Here is a 25,952-nt window from a genome sequence, read left to right as displayed (position 1 = left end):
TGCCCATCGCGAGATGGGAACGGGGATGTAGCTCAATGGTAGAGCCTCAGTCTTCCAAACTGATTACGCGGGTTCGATTCCCGTCATCCCCTCCGATTCCGGCTTCCGCGTCACGCTCGCACGTGCAGCAGCACGTCCTCGGAGGCGAACCCCGCCCGTCTGTAGAAGGGCACGGCCCCGGCACTGGAGTGCACCGTGACCCGCTCCAGCTCCAGGTGCGCTGCGCGTTCGAGCACGGCGCGCACGAGCCGTGCTCCGATGCCCGAGTTCCGCAGCTCGGGGACGACGTAGGCGCACTGCAGGTCACCGGATGCGCGATCGAACGCGCGCGCTCTCGGCACCCGCTGTGTGATGGCGAGCCAGGCCATCCCGATCACGATGCCGTCGGACGCGATGGCGGCGAAACAGGTGTGCGTCGACGTGTGGGCGCCGCCCCATTCCGCGAACCGCTCGGAGAAGACGTCTCGCGACTCGTCCGGCGAGCCACCGTTCTCCAGCAGCGAATCCCAGCGCAGACCACCGACGTCGAGCAGTTGGGAGGGTGAGGCGATCCTGACATCCACGGCGACGTTCATCCGGTCACACTACTGAAGGGCCGCATCCGGGGCTGCGAATGCTGCGCACCATTCTTGGGCAACTGCTACCGTCGCCTCGCGATCCCACGACGTGGCGTCCAGCACGGTCAGCGTGTCGGGGGCTCGGACGCGCGACTGCCGCAACTCCTCGTTCAGGGCGACGTGACGGTCGACGTCGATTCCTTTCCTACTACCGGGCCTCCCGATGATCCGGGCGCGGATCGTCGCTTCGTCGGCGGTCAGAGCCAGGAAGTGGACGGGGACGGATGCCTCCATCCGGGTGGTGAGCACCTGTTCGGGGAGGGCGACCCCGCAGAGGACGGGGATGAGTCCGTTGTCCTGGATCTCGAGGCCGAGTTGCCACAGATAGGCCCAGAACGCGAGGTAGTCGCGGCGGCCGTCGGCGACGGCGTGCGCGCCGGATGCAAGAGTGTCCCCATCCAGCGCCAGCACACCCGGAGTAGCGGACAGCGCCGCGCAGACGAGGGACTTTCCCGCCGCAGGCACGCCCGTCACGACCAGGAACGGCAGGTCAGGGCGTTCGCGTTCCGCGCCACAGAAGTCGCACACGACAACGCGACCCGTCACGCTGCCTCGGCCATAACTCCCGCACTGCACGCACACCATCGCCATGCACCCATGTTCGGGCACTCCCACACGAGAGAACGCCACGACGCACACACAACGCAGAAGCGGCCGCTCCCCCGCAGAGGAACGGCCGCTCACACGCACAAACCGCGGGGACTACTCCGTCCCCACCGCCTTGTCGGCTGCGTCGCGGGCGCCGTCGATCTGGCCCTCGAATTTACCTCCGGTGACCTTGTTGGCCGCGTCGGCGACGCCGTCGAGGAGTTTGTCGCTGATGTCTTCGGCCTGTTCGCTTTTGAGGGCGTTCTTGACCTGGTCGCTGTCGAGGAACTCTTTGGCCTTGTTGGTGATGTCGTCGAATCCGGCCATTGTGGCACCTGCTTTCGTCGATGGATCGAAGTGCCTACATTCTGGTGTTCCCGCCCGCGCGCGGCAAGGGTCAGCGTTGCAGGAAGGCCAGCACCGCAAGCACGCGGCGGTGGTCGTCTCCGGAGTCCTCCAACCCCAGCTTCTGGAAGATCGCGGTGACGTTCTTCTCGACGGCGCCCACCCCGATGACGAGGCGCTGGGCGATCCCGGCGTTCGTCCTGCCTTCCGCCATCAGCTGCAGCACCTCGCGTTCGCGCGGGGTGAGCGACGCGAGCGGGTCCGTGCGGCGCACGAGCAGTTCGCGGACCACCTGCGGGTCGAGGACGGTGCCGCCGTCCGCCACGCGGGTGACAGCATCCCGCAGCTCGTCGAGGGAGGCGATGCGGTCCTTCAGCAGGTAACCGGTGCCGCCCTGGCCGCTCGCCAGCAACTCCTGGGCGTACGTGCCCTCCACATACTGGCTCAGCAGCAGCACGCCGATCTCCGGATGCGTCGCCCGCAGCGTCAGCGCAGCGCGCACGCCCTCGTCGCGGAAGGTCGGCGGCATCCGCACATCCAGCACCGCCACATCCGGCGCGAGCGAGCCGATGGACTCCAGCAGCGTGTCCGCGTCGCCGTACGCGCCGACCGTCTCGAAGCCGGCCTCGTCGAACAAGCGCACCAGGCCCTCGCGCAGCAGCACGGAGTCGTCGGCGATGACCAGGCGGAGACCGTCAGGAGAATTCACCCCACCAGCCTAGAGGGGCCGCGCAGCACGCAGCGGCGGGGCGCCCACCCGAATGGATGCGCACCCCGCCGCCCACACGCCGCCAGCACGAAGCCAGCACGCAGCCAGCACGCCGCCGACTACACCGGGATGCGCGCCCCGATCCTCGTCGGCCCGCCCACCGGGCTGTCCACCACGAACTCGCCGCGCAGCCCGTGCACGCGCTCGCCCAGGCCGGCGAGGCCGTGGCCGGTCACCGCCGACGCTCCCCCGGCACCGTTGTCGGTCAGCCAGACGCTCAGCCATGCCGCGCCCGTCGCCGGGTCGACCGTGCGGTCGAGGAATAGCCGCGCCTCGGTCGCACCGGAGTGCTTGGCCAGGTTCGCGGACAGCTCCGCCGCCACGAAATACACGCTGCGTTCCAGCTCGGGCGAGAACCGCACGCCGGGCTCGATCGACGACTCCACCCGCAGCGGGATGGGGCTGCGTGCCGCGAGCGAGTCGATGGCGGCGACGAGTCCCCTGTCCTGCAGGATCGGCGGGGCGAAACCGCGGGACAGCGCCCGCAGCTCCTCCAGGGTGTCGTGCGCCTGCTGGCCGGCCTCCGCGAGGATGGCGCGGGCCGCATCCGGATCGTCGGCGAGCTTCCGCTCCGCCGCCGCGATGTCCATCTGCAGCCGCACCAGCCGCTGCTGCGGGCCGTCGTGCAGGTCGCGCTCCAGACGGCGCAGCGCCTGGTCCTCCGCCACGATGGCCGCACCGCGGGAGGCGGACAGGTCGGCGACCTCGCGCTGCAGCGCCTCCGAGCGCCACGCCCCGAGCATCCCCTGCGCGATCACACTGTGCAGAGAGATGAGCCCGCGGGTGATGAACGGGAGGGTCAGGGCGAAGATCACGCCGATGACGAGGTCGAGGATCGCCTCGCCCATCACGGGATCGAACGTCGAGCGGACGTTGAACACCCAGTCCACGATGATGCGCGACAGGTACACCTCGCGGTCGCCGTTCGGGATGAACCGCTCCCAGAACCACGCCGTCAGGCCGCCGAGCGCGACAGCCGACCACGCAATGGTGAGCGTCCACGAGACGATGCTGACGATGGGGTTGATGATGAGCGTGTGCAGCAGGTACAGCCAGTAGTGCCCGTTCACGAACGGACCGAACATGGTGCGCCAGAACGTCTGCGGCCGGGACGGGTCCGTCCACTGCGGTTCGGTGATCTCCGGACGGCCGGCCCAGCGCAACCGCGTGATCTCGAGCGTGCCGAACGCGCGGACGACGTAGAACGTGGCGATCAGCACGAACAGCCCGACATAGATGATAAGCGTGCCGACGCCCGTCCAGAACAGGGTCAGCCCCACCGACATGCCGACGATCGCGATCGGCATGGTCAGCAGCAGGAACCCGAGTTCGCGGGGAACGCCGCGCCACAGGGCACCGTACCCTCGCCGGGATGCGGTGGGCGCCGTCTGTGCAGGGGATGCGCCGGCGGGCTGGTCGGGGGTGCTCACAGCATCCAGAGTGCCAGACGCCGCGGCGACGTGGAGCGGAGGGGTGTCAGTGCTCATGGTGTGGTCTCCTTGGTCATGGCTCCAGCCTCCCGAAACGGTGCGCCGGCCGGTATCGGGTGGCCGCCCGGACCGGTACGGGGGTTACCCCACCCTTAGTTAGCGGAGGCTCAGCTTCGTTGCGGAATTTCACCGAACGCGTAGCGTTGTCACCAGTCAGATGAAAGGACGCCAACCCATGACGGACATCGCCGCAACCCAGAGTGTTTCGAACCCCGACGTCGCCGCAGGAGTCGCGCAGTTCCTGAGCCCGGTCGTCATCGACCTGACCGCCCTGGTCGTCAACGGAAAGCAGGCGCACTGGCACGTGCGCGGCGCCAACTTCATCGGCGTCCACGAACTGCTCGACACGATCGTCGCGCACGCCCAGGAGTGGGCAGACCTCGCCGCGGAGCGCATCGTCGCCCTCGGCCTCCCCGTCGACGCCCGCCTCGGCACCGTGGCAGCCAAGACCAGCACCACCGAACTCACCGCCGGCTTCCGCCAGTCGGACGACACGATCGCCGAGGTCATCGGCCAGATCGACGCAGCGCTCGCCAACGTGAACGCCGCCGTCAAGGAACTCGACGAGCTCGACCAGACCAGCCAGGACATCGCCATCGAGATCGCCCGCGGCCTCGACAAGGACCGCTGGTTCCTGTTCGCGCACATCAGCAAGTAACGTCCGCCCGGACACACGGAACGGCCCTGGATCGCCCGACGATCCGGGGCCGTTCCGTGTGTCAGAGGCGATGGATGCTGACCGCGCTGCGGCTGCCCGGCCGGGCGCTACGCCCAGCCGACGCCGTCGTGCGTGAAGCGGCCGCCGAGCAGGGTCGCGGCCACGGGCATCCCGCGCAGGTCGGCGGAGCGGCAGGTGAACGGGTCGGCGTCGAGCACCGCGATGTCGGCCGGCTCCCCCACGCCGACGACCGACCGGGTGGATGCGCGCAGCGCCGCATCCCGCGCCAGCGCCTGCTCCGGATGCCACGGCTCCCGGCCGTCGCGTGAGCGGGTGACGGCGGCCGACAGCGCGATCCACGGGTCGAGCGGCGCGACGGGGGCGTCGGAGCCGAACGCGATCACCGCCCCGGATGCGTGCAACTCGGCGAGCGGGAACGCCCGCCCCGTGCGACCTCGCCACAGCACGTCGGCGACGTCGCGGTCGTCCATCGCGTGCTCCGGCTGAACGCTCGCGGTGACGCCCAGACGCGCGAAGCGGGGAACGTCGGCGGCGTCGAGTAGCTGCGCGTGCTCGATCCTGCCTCCGCAGCCGACCTCCTCGAACGCGTCGAGGGCGAGGGTGTTCGCGCGGTCGCCGATGGCGTGCACGGCCGGTTCGATGCCGTTCGAGGCGGCCAGGCGCATCCACTGGACGAGTTCGGCGGTGCTGAGGTTGGCGACGCCGTGGCCGCCGTCCGGATAGGCGCCGACGCAGAGGGCGGTGCGGGTGTTGAGGGAGCCGTCGCTGATGATCTTCGCGGGGCCGACGGTGAGCAGACCGCCCGTGCCGTCGATCGCCGCGCCGGTGCGGAGGCCGGCGACGATGGCGCGTTCCAGGTCGTCCGGGTAGATGCCGAACTCGACCCGAAGCAAGCGGGCAGCGCCGGACGCCGCTGCGCCCATCCTGCGCCGCCACACCTCCAAGTTCCAGCCGTACTCGAGGTCAACGATGCCCACCACGCCGCGCGCAGCGGCGGCCTCCGCCGCCTCGGCCGCCCACCGGTCGAGGGTGGCGTCGTCCGCGGCCGACAGCATGCTCGTCACCGCGAAGCTCGCGTCCTCGCGGAGCACGGCGGCCGCCGGGTCGTCGGCGGAGTCCGGAGCGAACCGGCGCGCGGCGGCGGTGCTCAGCCAGGAGCAGTGCAGGTCACCGGCGATCAGCACGACCTCCCGGCCTCCCGCCGCCGCGTCGAGCAGGGCGCGGGTGGGCTGGTCCGGCCAGAGCGCGTCGTGGAAGCCGAAGCCGACAAGCGGTTCCTCCGCCTCCGATCCCGCCAGGCGCTCCGAGGCAATGCGGTCGCGCACCAGGTCGGCGGCCTCCGCGGCCGAGTGTGCGTGGGAGAGGTCCAGGCGCCGCGCGGTCTGCGCCCACTGCGTGAAGTGGACGTGGTGATCCCAGAGCCCCGGCACGATCCAGCGGCCGTCGATGTGCGCCACCCGCACGCCGTCGCCACCTCCGGTCGACGCCGACCGCGCGTCGACGCTCCCGGACGGGCCCACCGCGGCGATGCGCCCGTCGCGCAGCAGCACGTCGTGCGCGCCATCCACGCCCGGGATGCGCGCCCCCGTCAGCAGCACGGGAACCGCGGGCGCCGCGTCCGGCGTCACCGGGCCGCGCGCATCCGGTCGTGCACCCTGCGCATCTCGGCGGCGAGGTCGCGGCTGGCGTAGACGCCGTCGCCCTCGAGCTCGCCGATGATCCTGTCGACCGTCTCGGCCGGCTTGTTCTGGCTGAGCTTGCTCTTGGCGACGATCTTGGTGGGGGTGAGGCGCATGCCGACGGTGCCGGAGGAGATGCGCTGCGCATACGCGGCGTCCTGTGGCGTGCCCTCCATGCGGCGCGGCGACGGCATCCGGTCTTCGAAGTGGTCGACCAGGCGGCCGAGCACGGCGAAGTTCTCCTCGTCGGTCAGGATCTCCGGGACGCCGCTGAGGTGTGCCGCGGTGAAGTTCCAGGTGGGCACGGCCGGGTTGGCGTCGTACCAGCCGGGCGAGATGTAGCCGTGCGGTCCCTGCACGATGACGAGCAGCTCGTGCTGCCCGAGCTCGTGGAGCAGGTCGTCCGGACGGCCGACGTGGGTGACGATCGAGAGGTCGTCCCGCGACTCGTCGACCAGGATCGGGTAGTGCGACGCGACCAGCCCGGCCTCGGTGGAGCTGACGATCGTGGCCCACGGGTTGAGGCGGATCAGCCGCTTGATCTCCTCGACGTCGGCGAGGGCGAAGCTGGGATTCTGTCTCATCGTCGGTCTCCGCTCAGGCCTGGTCTTTGGGGCACCAGTACAGTTTGCGCCCTCCGAGCAGCTCCATCACGATGTGCGTGCCGCACACGCGGCACGGCAGGCCCTCGCGCTTGTAGACCCAGTGCCGGTCTTCGCGGCTGGCCATCGCCTTGCGGTACGCCTCGGGGTCGAGGTCGTCCATCGTCATCATCTGGCCGGTCTCCACGCCGATGCGCAGCAGCCTGCCCCAGTCGCGCCAGAGCTCGCGCACCGTGTCCTCCGGCACCTGCTTGCCGGGCGTGTGCGGGTTCTGCCTGGCACGGAACAGCAGTTCGGCCCGGTAGACGTTCCCGATGCCCGCCACCACGTTCTGGTCCATCAGCAGCAGCGCGATGGAGGTGGGCTTCTTCCGGACGGCGGTGACGAAGCGGTCTTCTGCAGCCTGGTCGTCGGAGAGCAGCGGGTCCGGGCCGAGCTTGGCGATCACCGCATCCACTTCTGCAGGGTCGAGCACCTCGCACGCCGTCGGGCCGCGGAGGTCGGCGACCGCGGTGTCGCTGAGCAGCCGCACGCGCACCTGGCCGATCGGCTCCGGCGGGAACGTCGTGATCTCGTCCTCCACCTTCTCCGACTCCGCCATGCGCAGCCGGGTGCGCCGGGGCGCCCCGATGCTGTGCAGCGAGTTCTCGCCCGCACTGTCGAGCACCGTGTCGTCGTCCACGGCGGTGCCGCGCTGGTTGGTCTGCCCCATCCGGCCGTTGGCGGCAGCGATGGTGGGGTCGATGCTGATGTCGCCCGCGAAGTCCCACGCGCCGTAGATGCCCAGGTGGATGCGCAGCCACAGCCCGTTGTCGAACTCCAGGAACATCTGCTTGCCTACGGCGCGGGCGTCGGTCATCACGTGCCCGTCGATGCGGGATGCGCCCTCCGCGAAGCGCCCCTGCGGCGACGACACCTGGATGCGGTGCCCGACGAAGTTGCTCGCGAACTGGCGCGCGATGCGGTGGACGGAGTGGCCCTCGGGCATCAGCGGTCCACGTTCTTGCCCGCGATGTCTCCCGTCGCCTCGAACTCGGCGAGCTGGGCGATGCGGCGCACGTGGCGTTCCTCAAACGAGAACGGCTCTGCGATGAAGACGTCGATGAAGCGGGTTGCCTCTTCGACCGTGTGCTGCCTGGCTCCGATGGAGATGACGTTGGCGTCGTTGTGCTGGCGGGCCAGCTGCGCCGTGCTCTCGTTCCAGACCAGCGCGGCGCGGGCGCCGATCACCTTGTTGGCCGCGATCTGCTCTCCGTTGCCCGAACCGCCGAAGACGACGCCGAGCGCCTCCACCCCCGCCTGCTGGTCGGCGACGACCGCCTTCGCAGCGTTGATGCAGAACGCCGGGTAGTCGTCGATGGGGTCGTAGCTGGTGGGACCGTGATCGACGACCTCGTGACCGGCCTCGGTGAGATGGGCCTGAAGGTGGGTGCTGAAGTCCAGACCGGCGTGGTCGGTGGCGATGTGGATGCGCATGCACCCAGTTTAGGGACGGCCACCGACGCCGAGGGACCGCTGACAGCCGATGCGTCTAGGGTTGTCCATTGGACACAATCCGTCGAATCTTCAAGGAGTCAGCGTTGCCAGGAGAAAACCTCACCCGCGTCGAAGCCCAGGAGCGTGCTTCGCTCGTCAGCACCCATTCCTATGACGTCGTCCTCGATCTGACGACCGGGCCGGAGACGTTCCTCAGCACCACCACCGTGCGCTTCGACGCAGAAGAGGGAGCGTCGACGTTCATCGACGCGATCACCCGCACGGTCCACAGCGTCACCCTCAACGGCGTCGAGCTCGACCCCGCGCAGGTCAGCGACGGCGTGCGCATCCAGCTGGACGGCCTGCAGGCGCAGAACGAGCTGACCGTGGTCGCGGACGTCATCTACACCAACACCGGTGAGGGCCTCCACCGCTTCGTCGACCCCGTCGACGGCGAGGTCTACCTCTACAGCCAGTTCGAGGTGCCGGACTCGCGCCGCATGTTCGCGGTGTTCGAGCAGCCGGACCTCAAGGCCGAGTTCACCTTCACCGTGACGGCGCCCGCGCACTGGGCCGTCGTCAGCAACTCCCCCACCCCCGAGCCGACGGACGCCGGCGACGGCGCGAAGACCTGGGCCTTCCCGGCGACCAGCCGCATCTCCTCGTACATCACCGCGCTCATCGCGGGCCCGTACGAGTCCGTGCACAGCGAGCTCACCAGCCGCGACGGCCGCACCATCCCGCTCGGTGTCTACGCGCGCAAGTCGCTGGCCGAATACCTGGATGCGGACTACATCTTCGAGAAGACCCGCCAGGGCTTCGCGTTCTACGAGGAGAAGTTCGACTACGCGTACCCGTTCGAGAAGTACGACCAGCTCTTCGTGCCCGAGTTCAACGCGGGTGCGATGGAGAACGCCGGGGCGATCACCTTCACGGAGACCTACGTCTTCCGCTCCAAGGTCACGGACGCCATCAAGGAGCGCCGGGTCGTCACGATCCTGCACGAGCTGGCGCACATGTGGTTCGGCGACCTGGTGACGATGAAGTGGTGGAACGACCTCTGGCTGAACGAGTCGTTCGCCGAGTACGCCTCCACGCTGGCCACCGCAGAGGCCACGGAGTGGCACGAGGCGTGGACCACCTTCGCCGCGATGGAGAAGAGCTGGGCGTACAAGCAGGACCAGCTGCCGTCCACGCACCCCATCGTCGCGACCATCAACGACCTGGAGGACGTGCAGGTCAACTTCGACGGCATCACGTACGCCAAGGGCGCCTCCGTGCTCAAGCAGCTGGTGGCGTGGGTCGGGCAGGACGACTTCCTCGCCGGTGTCGCCCAGTACTTCAAGAAGCACGAGCACTCCAACACCGAGCTGCGCGACCTGCTCGTGGAGCTGGAGGCGACCAGCGGCCGCGACCTCACCGACTGGTCGGAGAAGTGGCTGGAGACCGCGGGCGTCAACACGCTCCGCCCGGAGATCGAGGTGGATGCCGACGGCACGATCACGGCGTTCTCCGTGCTGCAGACCGCCGCAGCCGACTACCCCACCATCCGTCCGCACCGTCTGGCGATCGGGTTCTACAACCTGGTCGACGGCCGCCTCGTGCGCGACCACCGCATCGAGCTCGACGTCGACGGTGAGCGTACCGACGTCGCCGAGCTGGTCGGCCTCGCCCGTCCGGCCCTCGTGCTGCTGAACGACGACGACCTCGCGTACGCGAAGATCCGTCTCGACGAGCAGTCCCTGCAGGTGGCCATCGAGCACCTCTCGTCCATCGAGAACCCGCTCGCCCGCTCCCTCGTCTGGGGCGCCGCCTGGGATGCGACCAGGGATGCCGAGACGCCGGCGAGCGACTACGTGCGCCTCGTCCTCGGCAACATCGCGCCGGAGACCGAGTCGACCACCATCCGCACCACGCTGAGCCAGTTGCTCCTCGCCGCTGGCTCGTATGTCGCCCCCGAGCGGCAGAAGGCGGCCACCGAGGAGGTCGCCTCCACGCTGTGGACGCTGGCACAGCAGGCGGAGGCCGGCAGCGACGCGCAGTTCCAGTTCGTCAAGTTCTTCGCCGCTGCGGCGTCGACGGACGAGCAGCTCGCGAACGTCGCCGCCCTGCGCGACGGCACCGTGACCCTGCCCGGCCTCGAGGTCGACACCGACCTCGCCTGGGAGCTGCTGATCGCCCTCGCGGCGGGCGGCAAGGCCGGTCGCGCGGAGATCGACGCAGCCCTCGCGAAGGACAACACCGCGAACGGCGCGCAGTTCGCCGCCCAGGCCGCGGCGAGCATCCCGACCCAGGAGGGCAAGCAGGCCGCCTGGGACTCGGTGTTCGCCACGGACACGGCGCCGAACACGATCGTGCGCTTCACCGGCCTCGGCTTCCAGCGCGCGGCGGACAAGGATGTGCTCGCCACGTTCGTGAAGCCGTACTTCGAGGCGCTGCAGAGTGTGTGGGAGTCGCGCAGCTACAAGATCGCCGAATACCTGGTGGCGGGCATGTACCCCGCACCGCTGGCGAACGCCGCCCTGCGCGACGCGACCCGTGCCTGGCTCGACGCGAACGCCGAGCCCGCCGCACTGCGCCGCCTCGTGGTCGAGAACCTGGCCGGCGTCGAGCGCGCTCTCGCCGCACAGGAGCGCGACGCCCGCTAGTCGGGAACGACACTGGCGGAAACCCCGCAGAGTGGCCCCGCATCGCCCAGCACATCCCGTGCCTGGGCGGTCGCGGGGCCACTCGCGTCTCCGGGCACGCGCGTCTCGTACCGGGGTACGACAGCCACCGGATGCGGGACCAGACCGCGCGGGGATGCCGCAAACCCCGCCGGTTCAATAGGGTCTAACCATGATCCAACTTGACCGCCTCACCAAGACGTACGGTGCGAAGACCGCCGTCAACGACATCACGGCGACCATCCAACCGGGCAAAGTCACCGGCTTCCTCGGCCCGAACGGCGCGGGCAAGTCGACGACCATGCGCATGATCATGGGACTCGACCGGCCGACGCACGGCACGGCCCTCGTCAACGGGAAGCGCTACGCCGACCACTCGTCGCCGCTCACCGAGGTCGGCGCGCTGCTCGACGCGAAGGCCGTCCACACCGGCAGGAGCGCGTACAACCACCTCCTCGCGATGGCGGCGACCCACGGCATCCCGAAGCGGCGCGTGCACGAGGTCATCGGCCTCGCCGGCCTCGAAGCCGTCGCGGGCAAGCGCGTCGGCGGCTTCTCGCTCGGCATGGGCCAGCGCCTCGGGATCGCGGCGGCCATGCTCGGCGACCCCGCCACCCTCATCCTGGACGAGCCGGTCAACGGCCTCGACCCGGAGGGTGTGCTCTGGGTGCGGCAGTTCGCCAGGCACCTCGCCTCGGAGGGCAGGACCGTGTTCCTCTCCTCGCACCTGATGAGCGAGATGGCGCAGACCGCCGACCACATCATCGTCCTCGGCCGTGGCCGCATCCTCGCGGACGCCCCCGTCGCCGACATCCTCGCGGGCGCCACCCGCAACGCCGTCCGCGTCCGCACGCCGCAGGCCGAAGAGCTGGCCCGCGCCATCGCGGGAGCGGACGTCACGATCACCGGGATCGAGGCCAGCCTCCTCGAGGTCTCCGGCCTCACCAGCGCCCAGGTCGGAGAGGCCGCCGCCCAGTTCGGCATCGTCCTCCACGAGCTGACCCCCCTCAACGCCTCCCTCGAAGAGGCCTACCTCGAACTGACGCAGGACGAGGTCGAATACCGCACGGAGGTCTCCCGATGAGCACCGCAACAGCAACAGCCCCCATCCGGCACACCTCGCTCGGACACCTGAACTTCGCCCGCGTGGTGCGGTCGGAGTGGATCAAGCTGCGCTCGCTGCGCTCCACGTTCTGGACATACGCGATCGTCGTGGTGATCGGGCTCGGGATGACCTGCCTGGTCGCGTTCACGATCCCCGACACGATCGCGAAGCAGGTCCCGGCTGCCCAGCACTCGGCGTTCGTGGTCAACACCGCGTCGTTCGGCGTGACGTTCGGCCAGCTGGCCGTCGCTGTGCTCGGCGTGCTCGCCATCAGCGGCGAGTACTCGACCGGGATGATCCGGTCGTCCTTCGCGGCCGTTCCCAAGCGCCTGCCCGTGCTCGCCGCTAAGGCGATCGTGCTCTTCATCACCTCGTTCGTGGTCGGCGTCGTCACCGTGGCAGGGTCGTGGGCCATCGCGGCCCCCGTGCTGTCCGGCAAGGGCTTCTCCGCGGACTTCGCCTCGGCGGACACCCTCTGGGCGATCGTCGGTGCCGGAGCGTACCTCGGCCTCGTGTCGGTGTTCGCGCTCGGTCTCGGCACGATCCTCCGCGCAGGAGCAGGCGGCATCGCCGCAGCGCTCGGTGTGGTGTTCCTGCTGCCGATCATCGTGAACCTCGTCGGCTCGCTGACGAACATCGAGTGGATCACCAAGGCGAACAACTACCTGATCAGCGCGGCAGGCGCCGGGATGGCCGGGTCGGACAACGGCGGGTTCGAGCCGTGGGCGAACGTGCTCATCGTGCTCGCCTGGACCGCCGTATCGTTCGTCATCGGCGCGATCATCCTCAAGCGCCGCGACGCGTAACGCGCTGCGCGCTCACTCCGCATGACAGACGAACAGCTCACCCCCGGCCGGACCTCTCCGGCCGGGGGTGATCTGCAGCTTCCGAGGCCCCCGGGGGTCATCCGGCGCACGATGGCCGCGCATCCGATGGTCGTCGACAGCATCGTCGCAGCGAGCTACCTCATCCCGTCGCTGCTCGCCGGCGTGATCGGGATGGTCGTGGAGCCGAGCTGGCAGCTCGGCGTGTACGTCGGGCTGGCGGCCGTCGCCGGGGCAGCGCTGTTCCTCCGCAGGCACAACCCGGTGGCGGTGTTCGCGGTGGGCGCCGCCGTCATGGCGGTCACCGTCTTCCTCGGGCACGAGATCGACCCCGTGCCCGCCTTCTACGCGCTGTACGCCCTCGCGGTCTACCGCTCCGCCCGCGCCGCCTGGATCGGGTTCGCGGTGCTCTCCGGCCTGGCCGTCGCCACCCTGACCTTCTCGGCCTTCGTGGCGCACGCCGCGATCTTCCACCCGTTCGACAGCGCCGTGGTGCCGTCGGCGATCGTGATCGTCTCCCTCGCGCTGTTCTTCGTGCTGGTCGGCATCAACATCGGCAACAGGCGCCGCTACCTCGTCGCCCTGATCGACCGGGCGCAGCAGCTGGCCCGCGAACGCGACCAGCAGGCGGTGATCGCCGCGACGGCCGAACGCAACAGGATCGCCAGGGAGATGCACGACATCGTCTCGCACAGCCTCACGGTGATGATCACGCTCGCCGACGGCTCCGCCGGGCTGGCCGCGATCTCGCCGGAACGCTCCGCCGATGCGATGCGGATGGTCGCGGAGACCGGGCGCGGCGCGCTCGGCGACATGCGGCGCCTCCTCGGCGTGCTGCGCGCGACGGACGGCGACGGCGACGAGCGCGCCCCGCAGCCCGGCGTCAGCGAACTGAGCGAGCTGGTCGAACGCTTCCGCGCAGCCGGGCTCCCCGTGCGCGTCACGGTCGACGGCGTCGCCCCGACCGACACCGGCCAGCAGCTCACCGTGTTCCGCGTCGTGCAGGAGGCGCTGACGAACGCACTGCGCTACGCGGCGCTCGCGACGACGGTGGAGGTGCGCATCCGGTTCGGGACGGAGACCATCGAGATCACCGTGGACGACGACGCGGCCGTGCATGGCGCCCTCGGACAGGGCTCCGGCCGCGGGCTGCTCGGGCTGAGCGAGCGCGTCGCCCTCTACGGAGGCAGACTGGAGGCAGGACCCAAGCCCGGAGGCGGCTGGCGGCTGCGCGCGATCCTCGAGGCGATCCCGCCGTCGCCGACCCAGACCCCGCCGCCAACACAGACCCCGCCGCCAACACAGACCCCGCCGCCCACGCAGACACCGGCCCGGACCACGACGACCAGCCCGACCACCACCCCCGAGGAGAACATCCCGTGACCGACGACAACCCGATCCGCGTCCTGCTGGTCGACGACCAGGCGCTCGTCCGGCTCGGCTTCCGGATGGTGCTCGAAGCGGACACCGGACTGCACGTGGTCGGCGAGGCGGCGGACGGCCTCGAAGCCGTGCGGCTCGCCGTCGAGACCCGGCCCGACGTGATCCTGATGGATGTGCGCATGCCGTCGCTCGACGGCATCGAGGCCACCCGGCGCATCGTGGCGGCCAACCCGGATGCGCGCATCATCATCCTCACCACGTTCGACCTCGACGAGTACGCGTTCGGCGGACTCCGGGCCGGCGCGAGCGGGTTCCTCCTCAAAGACGCACGGCCGAGCGAGCTGACCGACGCGATCCGGGCCGTCGCTGCGGGAGACGCGGCGGTGTCCGGGAGGGTGACCAGGTCGATGCTGGAGCTGTTCGCCGACCGGCTGCCCGCCGCATCCACCGGCCAGCCGGCGGGCGCCGACCCGACGGCCGCGCTGACCCCGCGCGAACGCGAGATCCTGCTGGCCATCGCCGAAGGGCTCTCCAACGGCGAGATCGGCACGAAGTTCTTCCTCACGGAGTCGACCGTGAAGACGCACGTCGGGCGGGTGCTGTCGAAGCTGCACCTGCGCGACCGGGTGCACGCGGTGATCTTCGCCTACGACAACGGGCTGGTCGAGCGCTGACGGTGGCGCCGGGTCCAGCGGCCGCCAAGGCGGCCCTCGGTAGGCTTGCATTCCTATGGTGAAGATGAACTTCTGGACTGATTTCGGCGCGTGGGCCATTCAGAGCGGCTGGACGCTGCTCAACGTCGCCTCGATCATCGTCGGTGCCTTCCTGCTCAGCTGGATCCTGCGGGTGGTCATCCGCCGCGTGGTGCGGCAGATCGTCACCGGGGTCAAGAAGAACCAGAACGTGACGGACACCCAGGCCATCTCGGCGTCCCCGCTCGCGGCCGTCCGCGTGGTGCAGAGGACCAGGACGCTCGGCTCCGTGCTCAGCAACATCGTCAACGTGACCATCGGCATCATCGCGATCGTCATGGTCATCGGCGTCCTCGCTCCGACCGCGCTGACCTCGTTCGCGCTGCTCTCCGCCGCCATCGGCGCCGGCCTCGGTTTCGGCGCTCAGAACATCGTGCGCGATGTCCTCAACGGCCTGTTCATCGTGATGGAGGACCAGCTCGGCGTCGGCGACGTCGTCGACCTCGGACCGGCCACCGGCGTGGTGGAGGCGGTCGGCATCCGGATCACCCAGGTGCGCGACGTGAACGGGACGCTCTGGTTCGTCCGCAACGGCGAGATCCTGCGCGTCGGCAACATGTCGCAGGGCTGGTCGCGCGTCATCATCGACCTGGCCGTGCCGTACGAGGTGGACATCGAGGCGGTCGAGGCGAAGATGCTGGAGACGGCGACCGCGCTCGCGACCAGCCCGAAGTGGCGCTCGCGCATCCTGGAGAAGCCGGAGCTGTGGGGCCTCGAGTCGATCTCGGCCGACGCGATGGTGATCCGCATCGTCATCAAGACGCGCACCACCGCGAGGGACGACGTGTCGCGTGAGCTGCGCGTGCGCCTGAAGGCCGCCCTCGACGAGATGGATGTGAAGCTGCCGTCGCTCAACGCGATCGTGCTGAGCGGCTTCGACGGCGCGGCGAGCGTGACCGGGGCGCACCCTCCGCGCACCCGTCCGACGCCGGTGGTGCCGGAGACCCCGCTCAAGGGCCGCAAGGCCCGGGCGGCGGCGAAGCGGTCCGGCGCTGCGCCGGCCGACCCGCGCGCACTGCGGATCGCCGGGGTGAAGACCACCGGCGCCGCGAAGCCCGCCGACGAGGCGAAGGCTGCGAAGCCCGCCACCGGACAGACTCCCAAGACCCCCGGCACCGCGAAGCCCGCCACCGGACAGACTCCCAAGACCCCCGGCACCGCGAAGCCCGCCAGCGGACAGACGCCCAAGGCACCCGGCGCCGCCAAGCCGTCCACCGGCAGCGGCGCAGGCGACGACGCACCCAAGACCAAGCCCCCGGCGGAGTGACATGACCATCCCCATCCAACCGACTCCCCCGCGCCCCTCCGGCGACCCCGGCGGCGAGACGGCAGCCACGTTCTACGACCAGATCGGCGGCCGCGAGACGTTCCGCCGCCTGGTCGACGCGTTCTACCGCGGCGTCGCCGACGACCCCGTGCTCAAGCCGATGTACCCGGAGGACGACCTCGGCCCCGCCGCCGAACGGCTCACCATGTTCCTCGAGCAGTACTGGGGCGGCCCCGGCACCTACAGCGAGCAGCGCGGGCACCCCCGGCTCCGGATGCGCCACATGCCCTTCAAGGTCAACCCGGACGCCCGCGACCGCTGGCTCCTGCACATGCGCGCCGCCGTCGACGAGCTCGACCTCCCGCCGCTCGCCGAGGAGACGCTCTGGTCGTACCTGGAGCGCGCCGCACACGCGATGGTCAATACGTTCGAGGACTGAACCGCGATACTCTCTCGGAAGAACCGTGCCGAAGGAGACACAGGATGAGCCGAACCCCGCAGCAGCCGGATGCGATCGTCGTCGGAGCCGGCCTCGCCGGGCTCGTCGCGGCCGGTGAACTCCTCGATGCAGGCAAGTCCGTCACGATCGTCGAGCAGGAGCCGGCCGCATCCCTCGGCGGACAGGCGTGGTGGTCGTTCGGCGGCCTGTTCCTCGTCGACTCGCCGGAGCAGCGCAGGATGGGCGTGCACGACTCGCTCGCGCTCGCCAGGCAGGACTGGTTCGGCAGCGCGGGCTTCGACCGTGACGAGGACCACTGGCCGCGCCGCTGGGCGGAGGCCTACCTGCAGTTCGCCGCCGGGGAGAAGCGGGCGTGGCTGCACGAGAAGGGCGTCCGGTTCTTCCCCATCGTCGGCTGGGCCGAGCGTGGCGCGGGAGCGGCGGGCGGCCACGGCAACTCGGTCCCCCGCTTCCACATCACCTGGGGCACGGGTCCGGGCGTCGTCGCCCCGTTCGCCGCGCGCCTCGCCGACGGCGTCGCGACCGGGCTGGCGACCGTCCTGCACCGGCACAGGGTCGACGAGCTGATCGTCGAAGACGGCAGGGTCACCGGGGTGCGCGGGGCGGTGCTCGCCGAAGACGCGGCAGAGCGCGGAGCTCCGAGCAACCGCGACCAGGTCGGAGACTTCGAGCTGCGCGCCGGCGCCGTCATCGTCACGAGCGGCGGCATCGGCGGCAACCACGACCTGGTCCGCGCCGCCTGGCCCGCCAGGCTCGGCACACCGCCGGCGCACATGCTCTCCGGCGTGCCCGCCCACGTCGACGGCCGGATGCTCGGGATCGCAGAGAAGGCGGGCGCGCACCTGATCAACGGCGACAGGATGTGGCACTACACCGAGGGCATCCAGAACTGGGATCCGGTGTGGCCGCAGCACGGCATCCGGATCCTGCCCGGCCCGTCGTCGCTGTGGCTGGACGCGAGCGGAGACCGGCTGCCTTCGCCGCTGTTCCCCGGCTTCGACACGCTCGGGACCCTGGAGCACCTGCGCAGGATCGGCTCGGACTACAGCTGGTTCGTGCTCACCCAGAAGATCATCGAGAAGGAGTTCGCGCTGTCCGGCAGCGAACAGAACCCCGACCTCACGGGCAAAGACCTCCGGCTGCTCGCCAAGCGCGTCTCACCCGGCGCGCCCGGACCGGTGGAGGCCTTCAAGGAGAAGGGCGCCGACTTCGTGGTGGCGGACACCATCGACGAGCTCCTCGCCGGGATGCAGGCGCTCTCCGACGTCCCGCTCGACAGCGACCTCGTCGCCCGGCACATCCGGGAACGCGACCGCGAGCTCGACAACGACTTCGGCAAAGACCTGCAGCTCGCCGCGATCCGGGCGGCGCGAGTGTACCGGGGCGACAAGCTCATCCGGGTGGCCAGCCCGCACAAGCTGCTCGACCCGAAGGCCGGGCCGCTCATCGCGGTGAAGCTGCACATCCTCACCAGGAAGAGCCTCGGCGGCATCGAGACCGACCTGGATGCGCGCGTGCTCGGCGCGGACGGCTCCCCCATCCCCGGCCTGTACGCGGCCGGGGAGGCCAGCGGGTTCGGCGGCGGAGGCGTGCACGGCTACCGCGCGCTGGAGGGCACGTTCCTCGGCGGCTGCCTGTTCAGCGGCCGCCAAGCAGGGCGAGCCGCCGCGGCGACCGTCTAGGCGCGCAGGCTCCACGCCTGGCGGCGGACCAGGATGTGGCCGCGCTTGGTGGTCAGCCGCGTCCACGGTCCCGTCTCCAGGATCGTCACCGGCTCGCCCTCCGCCAGGAAGCCGAGGCTCTCCGCCGCGAACGCCGCACCGGCTGGCACGTACTCGAGCGTGTCGATCGGCCGACCCCACACCTCGGCGCGCACCCGCTGCACCAGCTGCTCGCCCGTGCCGCTCGGGATGGACTCCGCCACCTCGGCGATGCCGGCCTTCGCCGTCTCCGCCAGCAGGCCGTATGTGGTCTCTCCGACCGGACGCCAGCCGCCGCGCGGCGGGGAGATGCCCGCCCAGGTGACGGTCGACACCTCCAACGGCATCCGGATCTCAACGGGCGCGACACCGGCGGCGGGCGTGATCGCCTCGCCGATCCGCGCGAGCCGGTCGAGCAGCGACCGGATCGGCACCACGGCGTCGAAGTCCGCACCCTGCACGATCGCGAACGTGCGCAGACCGAGAACGGTCGGGGTCTGGTCGAGCAGGCCACGCGGATAGAGGATCGCCGTATAGACGGCGAGCACCCCCGACCCACCGATCAGGCGTACCGACCCTTCCTCGACACGGGCCGCTCTGGACAGGTATGTCTGCAGGTCGGCGACGGCGAGGGAATCCACGAGAGAAAATGACTGGCTCATCTGCTGTCTAAACTACCAAGAGAGAACTCAATGGAGGCACAGTGACCGAGCCCCTGGCATCACTTCTGACCGCGCTCGATCTGACGGACACCGGCGCGAGGACCAGCGAAGACATCTTCACCGGCCCCTCCCAGTGGATGCCGCTCGGTCGCGTCTTCGGGGGCCAGGTGCTCGCGCAGTCGATCGTCGCCGCCTCCCGCACCGTTCCGGACGGGCGCGCGATCCACTCGATGCACGGCTACTTCCTGCGTCCCGGCGACGTGAACCTGCCGATCACGTTCTCCGTTGACCGCATCCACGACGGCCGGTCGTTCTCCACCAGGCGCACTCAGGCGTACCAGAGCGGTCAGCCGATCCTGTCGATGATCGCCTCGTTCCAGGACGAGGACGAGGGCCTGTCGCACCAGGTCGAGATGCCGACGGACATCCCGGATCCGGAGACGCTGCCGAACTCGGCGGACAGCCTGGAGAACGTGGAGCATCCGGTCGCGCAGTACTGGGCGAGTGAGCGGCCGTTCGATATCCGCCACATCACCTCCCCCATCTACCTGACGGTCGACGGAGAGCACGTCGCCAACCAGGCCGTCTGGTTCCGGTCGATCGCCGCGCTGCCGGACGACCCGGACCTGCACCGAGCAGCCCTCGCGTACGCGAGCGACTACACGATCATGGAATCCGTGATGCGCAGGCACGGCGTCGCCTGGGCCACCCCCGGGCTGCGGGCTGCGAGCCTCGACCACGCGATGTGGTGGCACCGTCCTGCGCGCGTCGACGAGTGGCTGCTCTACGTGCAGGAGTCGCCGAGCGCCAGCGGAGGACGCGGACTCGCCCTCGGCCGCATCTTCAGCCGCGACGGGCGCCTGGTGGCGAGCGTCGCGCAGGAGGCGATGGTGCGGGTGCCGCTGGCCTAGCCGCCCGCGGCGGCTACCCGAAGGTGGTCTTCAGCAGCACTGTCCCGTCGACCGCGGACCGGATGTCGATGGATGCGATGTCCGCCTTGGCGACGCTGGTGGTGGCCGTCGGCTTCACGGTGGTGCCAGGACCCGCGGTCCACGTGGCGACCTGCGTCTGCGTGCCCGCACGGTCGGTGACGACCATCGCGTACGCCCAGCTCTTGCCCTCGGTGCCGCTCACCTCTGAGTAGCTGCAGCTCGATTCGATCCTGGTCCCCCACGGCTCGGTGACGAGCCGGACGTCGGCAGAGAGCGCGCTGGGCTCCACCTGGCTCAGCGTCACCCTCGTCCCCGCCACGTCGGCGTGCGGCGCGAACACGGCCGGAAGCGCGAACACCGACACGGCGACGATCGCGGCGGCGGCCAGCAGCGAGCCGGCGGTCCACCAGCGGGTGCGCATCCGGCGGCGGCGCGCGGCGCTGAGGAGGGCGGGGAGCACATCCGGTGCCGAGTCGGTGGTGCCTGTGGTGCCCGTGGTGCCTGTGGCGCCGGCGGTTGCTGCGCTTTCCGGCGCGGGGTCGAGCAGCGCGAAGGCGTCCTCGGGCGGCACCTGTCGCAGCAGGCCGGGCAGCCCGGCCAGCTCGGACACGTCAGCGGTGCACGCCGCGCAGGTGCGCAGGTGCTCCTCGTACGCACGCCGGTCGGCGGGCGACAGGGCCCCGAGCACGTATGCTCCGTCCCAGGTGGCGAACTCCTCGTGTCCGGTCATCGCTCCGTCACTCCCCTCTCCTGCAGGGCGAGTCGAAGCGCTCGCAAACCGTAGTGGATGCGCGACTTGACCGTCCCCTCCGGAACGTCCAGTTCGCGCGAGATCTCCGCGATCGACCGTCCGCCGTAGTAGGCGTGGACGATCACGGCGCGGTGTTCGACGGACAGCTCGGCCAGCGCATCCGACACCAGCCAGGCGTCCAGCACAGCGTCAGACTCGCTGTTCCCCGGGCGCTCCGGCAGGGTGTCCGTGCCGTATTCGTGCAGGTTGCGCGCGCTGCGCTTGTCGTCGATCACGAGGTTGCGGGCGACGGTGAACAGCCACGCCCGCGCCGACGACTGCGACTGGTCGAGCACGGCGGGCCGCTTCCACGCCCGCAGCAGGGTCTCCTGCACGATGTCGTCGGCCATCGCCCTGTCGCCGGTGAGATGCACGACATAGCGCCAGACCGCTTGCGCGTGCTGATCGTGCAGTTCGTGCAACAGCCGCGCATCCTCGTTCGCCATGACACCTCCACCACAGACACGGGACAGGATGCGAAAAGGTTCATCTGCGACACTGCGCTGTGAACCGTACGCACAGCAGCTTCGTGCATACCGTAAGAGAACGCTACGCCGACCGGGAGGACCCCGCATGAACGACTCGACACCGCTCACCCGCCGCACCCTCGTCCAGCTCGGCGGTGTCACCGCCGTCGGCGCCGGAGCGTTGCTGCTCACGGCCTGTACGGCGGACGGCGCCGACGGCTCGGAGCCGACGGGCTCGGACAGCTCCGTGAAGGTGCCGCTGTCGTCCATCCCGGTCGGGGGCGCCGTCTCGGCGAAGATGGGCTCTGCGCCGATCGTGGTCTCGCAGCCGACCGCGGGAAAGGTGGTCGCGTTCAGCGCCGTCTGCACCCACCAGGGATGCACGGTCGCACCGCAAGGCAAGGAGTTCGACTGCCCGTGCCACGGTTCGCGCTTCGACGCCACCACCGGCGACGTGCTCGGCGGACCGGCCAGCCAGCCGCTCCCGAAGCTGACCGCCACCGTGTCCGGCGAGACGGTCACCGTGACGAAGTAGGTGGCGTCAGGCGCGGTAGGAGGAGTCAGGCGCGGTAGGCGAGGTAGGCGCGCTTGGCGGCGTCAGGCGCGCTTGGTGACCTGCACGGGGTCGTCGAGGTACGGCGTCCAGGCTGCCCGCTCGCGCTCGTTGATGCGGCGCGGACGCTGGCTGGCCGCATCCACCAGCACGATGGTCGTCGCCGCCCGCGAGTACAGGATCTCCGGCTCGGTTCCGGCGGGCGACCGCACCTCGTAGCAGACCTCCAGGCTCGCCCCGCCCAGCCTGCCCAGCCACAGCTGCACGTCGAGCGGCTGCCGCAGATACGGGATGGGGGCGAGGTACTCGATCTCCTGCCGCGCGATCAGCGTCAGCGTGTCTGCGCCCGGTCGCCCGTCGAGGACGGCGGTCGACCCTCCGACCGCCTCCTCGGCGTCGTCGGTGACCCAGAACGCCTCGATGCGCGCCTCCTCCAGGAGCCGCAGCATCTCGGCGTTGTTGACGTGCCCGTACGCATCCAGGTCGCTCCACCGGAGCTTGATCGGAACATGCAGTCGCATCAGGCAGCCCTTCGTTCTGTGCGCGTCGGCCGCTAGTCGTTGGCCGGCGTGCGGTGGTTACGCTCGTCGGCCGGCGCTGGTCGTGCGCGCGCCGGCCGACGCGGGTGTCAGTCGCGCGTGAGCTTGCGGTACGCGGAACGGTGCGGCTTGGCGGCGTCCGGGCCGAGTCGCTGCACCTTGTTCTCCTCGTACGCCTCGAAGTTGCCCTCGAACCAGTACCAGTTCGCCGGGTCCTCCTCCGTGCCCTCGTAGGCGAGGATGTGCGTGGCGATCCTGTCGAGGAACCACCGGTCGTGGGTGATGACCACGGCACAGCCGGGGAACTCGAGCAGTGCGTTCTCGAGGCTGGACAGGGTCTCGACGTCCAGGTCGTTCGTCGGCTCGTCGAGGAGCAGCAGGTTGCCGCCCTGCTTGAGCGTCAGCGCCAGGTTCAGCCTGTTGCGCTCACCACCGGAGAGCACGCCGGCCTTCTTCTGCTGGTCAGGGCCCTTGAAGCCGAACGTCGACACGTACGCACGCGACGGCACCTCGGTCTTGCCGACCTGGATGTAGTCGAGCCCGTCGGACACGACCTCCCACAGCGTCTTGTTCGGGTCGATGCCGCCACGCGACTGGTCGACGTAGGAGATCTGGACCGTCTCGCCGATCTTCAGCTCGCCGCCGTCGAGCGGTTCGAGGCCGACGATCGTCTTGAACAGGGTGGTCTTACCGACACCGTTCGGGCCGATGACGCCGACAATGCCGTTGCGCGGAAGCGTGAAGGTGAGGCCGTCGATCAGCTTGCGGTCGCCGAACCCCTTCTCCAGGTTCTTCGCGTCGATGACGACCTGGCCGAGACGCGGTCCCGGCGGAATCTGGATCTCCTCGAAGTCGAGCTTCCTGGTGCGCTCCGCCTCTGCCGCCATCTCCTCGTACCTGGCCAGACGGGCCTTCGACTTGGCCTGGCGGCCCTTGGCGTTGCTGCGCACCCAGTCGAGCTCCTCGGAGAGGCGCTTGGCGAGCTTCGCGTCCTTCTTGCCAGCGACTTCGAGGCGCTCGCGCTTCTTCTCGAGGTAGGTGGAGTAGTTGCCCTCGTACGGGTACAGGTGACCGCGGTCGACCTCGGCGATCCACTCCGCGACGTGGTCGAGGAAGTACCGGTCGTGGGTGACGGCGAGCACGGCACCGTGGTACTTGGCCAGGTGCTGCTCCAGCCACAGCACGCTCTCGGCGTCGAGGTGGTTGGTGGGCTCGTCGAGGAGGAGCAGGTCGGGCTTCTGCAGCAGCAGCTTGCAGAGCGCGACGCGGCGCTTCTCACCACCGGAGAGCGTGTTGACCGGCCAGTCCCCCGGCGGGCAGCGGAGCGCATCCATCGCCTGCTCCAGCTGGGAGTCGAGGTCCCAGGCGTCCTGGGCGTCGATCTGCTCCTGCAGGGTGCCCATCTCGGCGAGCAGCGTGTCGAAGTCGGCATCCGGGTCGGCGAGCAGCGCGGAGATCTCGTTGAACCGGTCGACCTTGCCCTTGATCTCGCCGACGCCCTCCTGGACGTTCTCGAGAACGGTCTTGTTCTCGTCGAGCACGGGCTCCTGCATGAGGATGCCGACGGTGTACCCGGGCGTGAGCTTCGCCTCGCCGTTGCTCGGGGTGTCGAGCCCGGCCATGATCTTCAGAATGGTCGACTTACCGGCGCCGTTCGGACCGACGACACCGATCTTCGCTCCGGGCAGGAACGCCATCGTGACGTCGTCCAGAATCAGTTTGTCGCCGACCGCTTTGCGGGCGCGCACCATCGAGTAAATGTATTCGGCCATGAGGTCCAGTCTATTCGGAGGATGGGGCCGGCCGGTCCAGCGGGAGGGAGAGCTGCGTTACCAGTCGATCGCCCTGGTTTGGCCGACGAGGCAGCCGCCTGTGCCGAGCACCGTGGTGGTCATGCTGTTGTAGCCGCCCGCGTCTGCGCCGTTCTGGCCGATGAGGCAGGTGTCGCCGAGCTTGACCGAGAACTGGATCGAGTTGGCGGCCAGGCCGATCGTGGTGGTGTCGACCGTGAGTTGCATGGCCGACTTGTCGAAGCCGGCTGCGACGAGGGCGTCGATGAAGTCGCGGCCCTTCGCAGCAGGGTTCGCCGCGAGGGTGGCCCGGTTGACCTTGTCGAAGAACGGGAGGTTCTGCGCTGCGGTGCCGCCGGGAACGAGCGTGGGTCCCGCGGCAGGGGTGCTCGTGGCGGAGGGCGTGGAGGACGGTGTCGGCGCTGTCGTTGCCGGGGCCGGGGTTCCACCGACGCAGCCGGCGAGCGAGCCTGCGATGAGGAGCACCCCGGCGGTGGACGCGAGGAGGTGGCGCAGCGGGCGCGCGGTGGCGGTCGCACCCGTGGGAGCGTGGGTGGGCCGGGCAGCGGCCGGCGCGGCGTGGGGGCTGGGCAGGTGGGGCATCGCTCTCCGTCGCTGGACTCCGGCCCTGGCGGGCCGCTGCCTGGACGGCAGCGCTCGAATCGTTATGCCTCATTCTAGACAGCCGTCGCTGAGGGAACGTCGACCGCGCGGACGCCCTGGACGGTGCGCGCGAACGTCGCGCTCCCCCACGCGAGGTCGTGGCCGATGGCGTCCGCCTCGATCTCCGCTGTGATCCCGCGGGAGGTCGGGTCGTCTCCGTCGGACCATTCGCGCACGGTGAGACGGCCGGTGACCAGGACCGGATCGCCGCGGCTGACGCAGCCGGCCACGTTGGAGGCGAGCTGCCTGTATGCGGAGACCGTGAACCAGTTGCACTGAGTGCTCTGCCAGGCGTCCGCATCCACGTCGTAGACGGTGTTCGTGGTGATGAGGCGGAAGCTCGTGGCCGAGAGGCCCTCGGCGGTGAGGACGTGGCGCGGGTCGGTCGCCACGACTCCGGTGACGGTGATGGTGTCGTTCATGGTGCTCTCCTCGGATGACTCGGTGTGGTGTTCCGAGTCTGCGGGGAGGGCGTCGGCGTCGGACCGGGCGCGGGAGAACTGTGGAGAAGTCGGGCTCGGCCGAGCGCTGTGGAGGAGCTGGCCGGGAGAGGCGCGGTCGAGAGGCGCCGTGGAGAAGGTGGCCGCGAGAAGCGCGGCGCAGAAGCCCGCGCGCCCGCTACGCCGCGATCACATACGGCGCGTACGAGGCCCGGATCTTGTTCACCTTCGGCTGGGCCACCGCCAGGCAGTACCCCTGGCCGGGGTTCTTGGCGAAGAAGTCCTGGTGGTACTCCTCGGCGCGGTAGAAGGTGCCGAGCGGTTCGAGTGTGGTGACGACGGTGCCGTCCCAGTAGGTCTTCGCGCGCTCGATGGCCGCTTCGAACTGCGCCTTCTGCTCGTCGCCGTCGTAGAACATCGCCGAACGGTACTGGGTGCCGATGTCGGCACCCTGGCGGTTCAGCTGGGTGGGGTCGTGGAGGGTGAAGAACACGTCGAGGATGACGCTCGGCGGGATCACCTCAGGGTCGAAGGTGACCGCGACGGCCTCCGCGTGGCCGGTCGAGCCGGTGCAGACCTCTTCGTAGGTGGGGTCGACGGCCGTGCCGCCCGTGTATCCGGAGACGACGTCCTGCACGCCGCGGAGGACACGGTAGACCGCATCCAGGCACCAGAAGCACCCACCGGCGATGACATATGTGTCCATCAACATCC

28 protein-coding genes and 1 tRNA gene are annotated in these 25,952 nt (G+C 69.9%); 12 read left to right on the top strand and 17 right to left on the bottom strand.

All coding sequences use genetic code 11. The features are described from left to right. Nucleotides 1–21 precede the first annotated feature (21 nt). Nucleotides 22–92: transfer RNA gene (locus ACN6M5_RS03150), tRNA-Gly, on the top strand. 18 nt (nucleotides 93–110) lie between these two features. On the opposite strand, the gene ACN6M5_RS03145 is transcribed toward ACN6M5_RS03150, so the two are convergent. From ACN6M5_RS03145 to ACN6M5_RS03125, 5 genes are all read right to left on the bottom strand, one after another. Beyond that, a complete protein-coding gene (locus tag ACN6M5_RS03145; protein WP_434948471.1) occupies nucleotides 111–575 on the bottom strand; it encodes a GNAT family N-acetyltransferase in 465 nt (154 codons plus the stop codon). Nucleotides 576–584: 9 nt separating this feature from the next. Beyond that, nucleotides 585–1,163 carry a nucleoside/nucleotide kinase family protein gene (locus tag ACN6M5_RS03140; protein WP_434948470.1) on the bottom strand — a complete coding sequence of 193 codons (579 nt, stop codon included), beginning with the start codon at nucleotides 1,161–1,163 and terminating at the stop codon, nucleotides 585–587. 156 nt (nucleotides 1,164–1,319) lie between these two features. Then, the gene (locus ACN6M5_RS03135; protein WP_434948469.1) at nucleotides 1,320–1,532 is read right to left on the bottom strand and encodes an antitoxin; all 213 of its coding nucleotides are present in this window, start codon (nucleotides 1,530–1,532) and stop codon (nucleotides 1,320–1,322) included. Nucleotides 1,533–1,602: 70 nt separating this feature from the next. Next, complete coding sequence (locus ACN6M5_RS03130; protein WP_085368485.1) at nucleotides 1,603–2,259, bottom strand: response regulator transcription factor; 657 nt, start codon at nucleotides 2,257–2,259, stop codon at nucleotides 1,603–1,605. Nucleotides 2,260–2,378: 119 nt separating this feature from the next. After that, nucleotides 2,379–3,806, bottom strand: a complete 1,428-nt coding sequence (locus tag ACN6M5_RS03125) for a sensor histidine kinase (protein WP_434948468.1) — start codon at nucleotides 3,804–3,806, stop codon at nucleotides 2,379–2,381. A 178-nt stretch (nucleotides 3,807–3,984) separates the two neighbouring features. Between ACN6M5_RS03125 and ACN6M5_RS03120 the strand changes: the two genes are divergently transcribed. Further along, nucleotides 3,985–4,467 (top strand): Dps family protein, encoded by a 483-nt coding sequence (locus tag ACN6M5_RS03120; protein WP_434948467.1) that lies wholly within the window; start codon nucleotides 3,985–3,987, stop codon nucleotides 4,465–4,467. A gap of 107 nt (nucleotides 4,468–4,574) precedes the next feature. Here the strand turns inward: ACN6M5_RS03120 and ACN6M5_RS03115 are convergent, their stop codons facing one another. From ACN6M5_RS03115 to ACN6M5_RS03100, 4 genes are read right to left on the bottom strand one after another with little or no spacing between them, the layout of a single operon-like run. Beyond that, nucleotides 4,575–6,116: an amidohydrolase gene (locus ACN6M5_RS03115; protein ID WP_434948466.1), complete on the bottom strand. Its 1,542-nt coding sequence runs from the start codon at nucleotides 6,114–6,116 to the stop codon at nucleotides 4,575–4,577. Next, a complete protein-coding gene (locus tag ACN6M5_RS03110; RefSeq protein WP_434948465.1) occupies nucleotides 6,113–6,751 on the bottom strand; it encodes an FMN-binding negative transcriptional regulator in 639 nt (212 codons plus the stop codon). Before ACN6M5_RS03110 ends, ACN6M5_RS03115 begins: the two co-directional genes overlap by 4 nt. Nucleotides 6,752–6,764: 13 nt before the next feature. Continuing rightward, nucleotides 6,765–7,757 carry an Fpg/Nei family DNA glycosylase gene (locus ACN6M5_RS03105; protein WP_434948464.1) on the bottom strand — a complete coding sequence of 331 codons (993 nt, stop codon included), beginning with the start codon at nucleotides 7,755–7,757 and terminating at the stop codon, nucleotides 6,765–6,767. Next, nucleotides 7,757–8,245 carry a ribose-5-phosphate isomerase gene (locus ACN6M5_RS03100; RefSeq protein WP_434948463.1) on the bottom strand — a complete coding sequence of 163 codons (489 nt, stop codon included), beginning with the start codon at nucleotides 8,243–8,245 and terminating at the stop codon, nucleotides 7,757–7,759. The genes ACN6M5_RS03105 and ACN6M5_RS03100 overlap by 1 nt, the downstream gene beginning before the upstream one ends. Before the next feature lie 104 nt (nucleotides 8,246–8,349). Here ACN6M5_RS03100 and pepN point away from each other — a divergent pair, with 104 nt between their 5' ends. From pepN to ACN6M5_RS03060, 8 genes are all read left to right on the top strand, one after another. Then, nucleotides 8,350–10,893, top strand: a complete 2,544-nt coding sequence (gene pepN, locus ACN6M5_RS03095; RefSeq protein ID WP_434948462.1) for an aminopeptidase N — start codon at nucleotides 8,350–8,352, stop codon at nucleotides 10,891–10,893. Nucleotides 10,894–11,083: 190 nt separating this feature from the next. Next, entirely contained in the window at nucleotides 11,084–11,995 is a 912-nt protein-coding gene (locus ACN6M5_RS03090; RefSeq protein WP_168689328.1) for an ATP-binding cassette domain-containing protein, read from the top strand. Beyond that, nucleotides 11,992–12,822: an ABC transporter permease subunit gene (locus ACN6M5_RS03085; RefSeq protein WP_434948461.1), complete on the top strand. Its 831-nt coding sequence runs from the start codon at nucleotides 11,992–11,994 to the stop codon at nucleotides 12,820–12,822. Before ACN6M5_RS03090 ends, ACN6M5_RS03085 begins: the two co-directional genes overlap by 4 nt. Before the next feature lie 21 nt (nucleotides 12,823–12,843). After that, entirely contained in the window at nucleotides 12,844–14,223 is a 1,380-nt protein-coding gene (locus ACN6M5_RS03080) for a sensor histidine kinase (protein WP_434948460.1), read from the top strand. Then, the gene (locus ACN6M5_RS03075) at nucleotides 14,220–14,897 is read left to right on the top strand and encodes a response regulator (protein WP_085368495.1); all 678 of its coding nucleotides are present in this window, start codon (nucleotides 14,220–14,222) and stop codon (nucleotides 14,895–14,897) included. The genes ACN6M5_RS03080 and ACN6M5_RS03075 overlap by 4 nt, the downstream gene beginning before the upstream one ends. Before the next feature lie 55 nt (nucleotides 14,898–14,952). Then, nucleotides 14,953–16,242, top strand: coding sequence for a mechanosensitive ion channel family protein (locus tag ACN6M5_RS03070; protein ID WP_434948459.1), 1,290 nt, complete (start codon nucleotides 14,953–14,955; stop codon nucleotides 16,240–16,242). Nucleotide 16,243: 1 nt separating this feature from the next. Then, nucleotides 16,244–16,681: a globin gene (locus ACN6M5_RS03065; RefSeq protein ID WP_434948458.1), complete on the top strand. Its 438-nt coding sequence runs from the start codon at nucleotides 16,244–16,246 to the stop codon at nucleotides 16,679–16,681. A gap of 44 nt (nucleotides 16,682–16,725) precedes the next feature. After that, nucleotides 16,726–18,384, top strand: a complete 1,659-nt coding sequence (locus ACN6M5_RS03060) for an FAD-binding dehydrogenase (RefSeq protein ID WP_434948457.1) — start codon at nucleotides 16,726–16,728, stop codon at nucleotides 18,382–18,384. Here ACN6M5_RS03060 and ACN6M5_RS03055 read toward each other — a convergent pair. After that, nucleotides 18,381–19,064, bottom strand: a complete 684-nt coding sequence (locus tag ACN6M5_RS03055) for a DUF8185 domain-containing protein (protein ID WP_434948456.1) — start codon at nucleotides 19,062–19,064, stop codon at nucleotides 18,381–18,383. The two genes, ACN6M5_RS03060 and ACN6M5_RS03055, sit on opposite strands and share 4 nt — an antisense overlap. A 41-nt stretch (nucleotides 19,065–19,105) precedes the next feature. Here ACN6M5_RS03055 and ACN6M5_RS03050 point away from each other — a divergent pair, with 41 nt between their 5' ends. Beyond that, nucleotides 19,106–19,975 carry an acyl-CoA thioesterase gene (locus ACN6M5_RS03050; protein ID WP_434948455.1) on the top strand — a complete coding sequence of 290 codons (870 nt, stop codon included), beginning with the start codon at nucleotides 19,106–19,108 and terminating at the stop codon, nucleotides 19,973–19,975. Between the two features lie 13 nt (nucleotides 19,976–19,988). On the opposite strand, the gene ACN6M5_RS03045 is transcribed toward ACN6M5_RS03050, so the two are convergent. After that, nucleotides 19,989–20,726, bottom strand: a complete 738-nt coding sequence (locus tag ACN6M5_RS03045; protein ID WP_434948454.1) for an anti-sigma factor family protein — start codon at nucleotides 20,724–20,726, stop codon at nucleotides 19,989–19,991. After that, on the bottom strand, nucleotides 20,723–21,232 hold the full coding sequence (locus ACN6M5_RS03040; RefSeq protein ID WP_434948453.1) for a sigma-70 family RNA polymerase sigma factor: 510 nt from the start codon (nucleotides 21,230–21,232) through the stop codon (nucleotides 20,723–20,725). Before ACN6M5_RS03040 ends, ACN6M5_RS03045 begins: the two co-directional genes overlap by 4 nt. 127 nt (nucleotides 21,233–21,359) lie before the next feature. Between ACN6M5_RS03040 and ACN6M5_RS03035 the strand changes: the two genes are divergently transcribed. Next, nucleotides 21,360–21,788: a QcrA and Rieske domain-containing protein gene (locus ACN6M5_RS03035; RefSeq protein WP_434948452.1), complete on the top strand. Its 429-nt coding sequence runs from the start codon at nucleotides 21,360–21,362 to the stop codon at nucleotides 21,786–21,788. Nucleotides 21,789–21,850: 62 nt separating this feature from the next. Here the strand turns inward: ACN6M5_RS03035 and ACN6M5_RS03030 are convergent, their stop codons facing one another. The 5 genes from ACN6M5_RS03030 to msrA form a co-directional block, all read right to left on the bottom strand. Continuing rightward, nucleotides 21,851–22,327, bottom strand: a complete 477-nt coding sequence (locus ACN6M5_RS03030; RefSeq protein WP_434948451.1) for an acyl-CoA thioesterase — start codon at nucleotides 22,325–22,327, stop codon at nucleotides 21,851–21,853. Nucleotides 22,328–22,434: 107 nt separating this feature from the next. Further along, entirely contained in the window at nucleotides 22,435–24,117 is a 1,683-nt protein-coding gene (gene ettA / locus ACN6M5_RS03025; protein WP_085368504.1) for an energy-dependent translational throttle protein EttA, read from the bottom strand. 57 nt (nucleotides 24,118–24,174) lie between these two features. After that, nucleotides 24,175–24,738 carry a DUF6993 domain-containing protein gene (locus tag ACN6M5_RS03020; RefSeq protein ID WP_434948450.1) on the bottom strand — a complete coding sequence of 188 codons (564 nt, stop codon included), beginning with the start codon at nucleotides 24,736–24,738 and terminating at the stop codon, nucleotides 24,175–24,177. Between the two features lie 74 nt (nucleotides 24,739–24,812). Continuing rightward, nucleotides 24,813–25,220 carry a single-stranded DNA-binding protein gene (locus ACN6M5_RS03015; protein ID WP_434948449.1) on the bottom strand — a complete coding sequence of 136 codons (408 nt, stop codon included), beginning with the start codon at nucleotides 25,218–25,220 and terminating at the stop codon, nucleotides 24,813–24,815. 196 nt (nucleotides 25,221–25,416) lie between these two features. Continuing rightward, the gene (msrA, locus tag ACN6M5_RS03010) at nucleotides 25,417–25,944 is read right to left on the bottom strand and encodes a peptide-methionine (S)-S-oxide reductase MsrA (protein WP_168689318.1); all 528 of its coding nucleotides are present in this window, start codon (nucleotides 25,942–25,944) and stop codon (nucleotides 25,417–25,419) included. Nucleotides 25,945–25,952 lie beyond the last annotated feature (8 nt).

The organism is Leifsonia araucanica (genome assembly GCF_051161895.1).
Taxonomy (GTDB): domain Bacteria; phylum Actinomycetota; class Actinomycetes; order Actinomycetales; family Microbacteriaceae; genus Leifsonia.
Note: the sequence above shows the minus strand (reverse complement) of the source record. Positions and strands in the feature narration are given on the sequence as shown.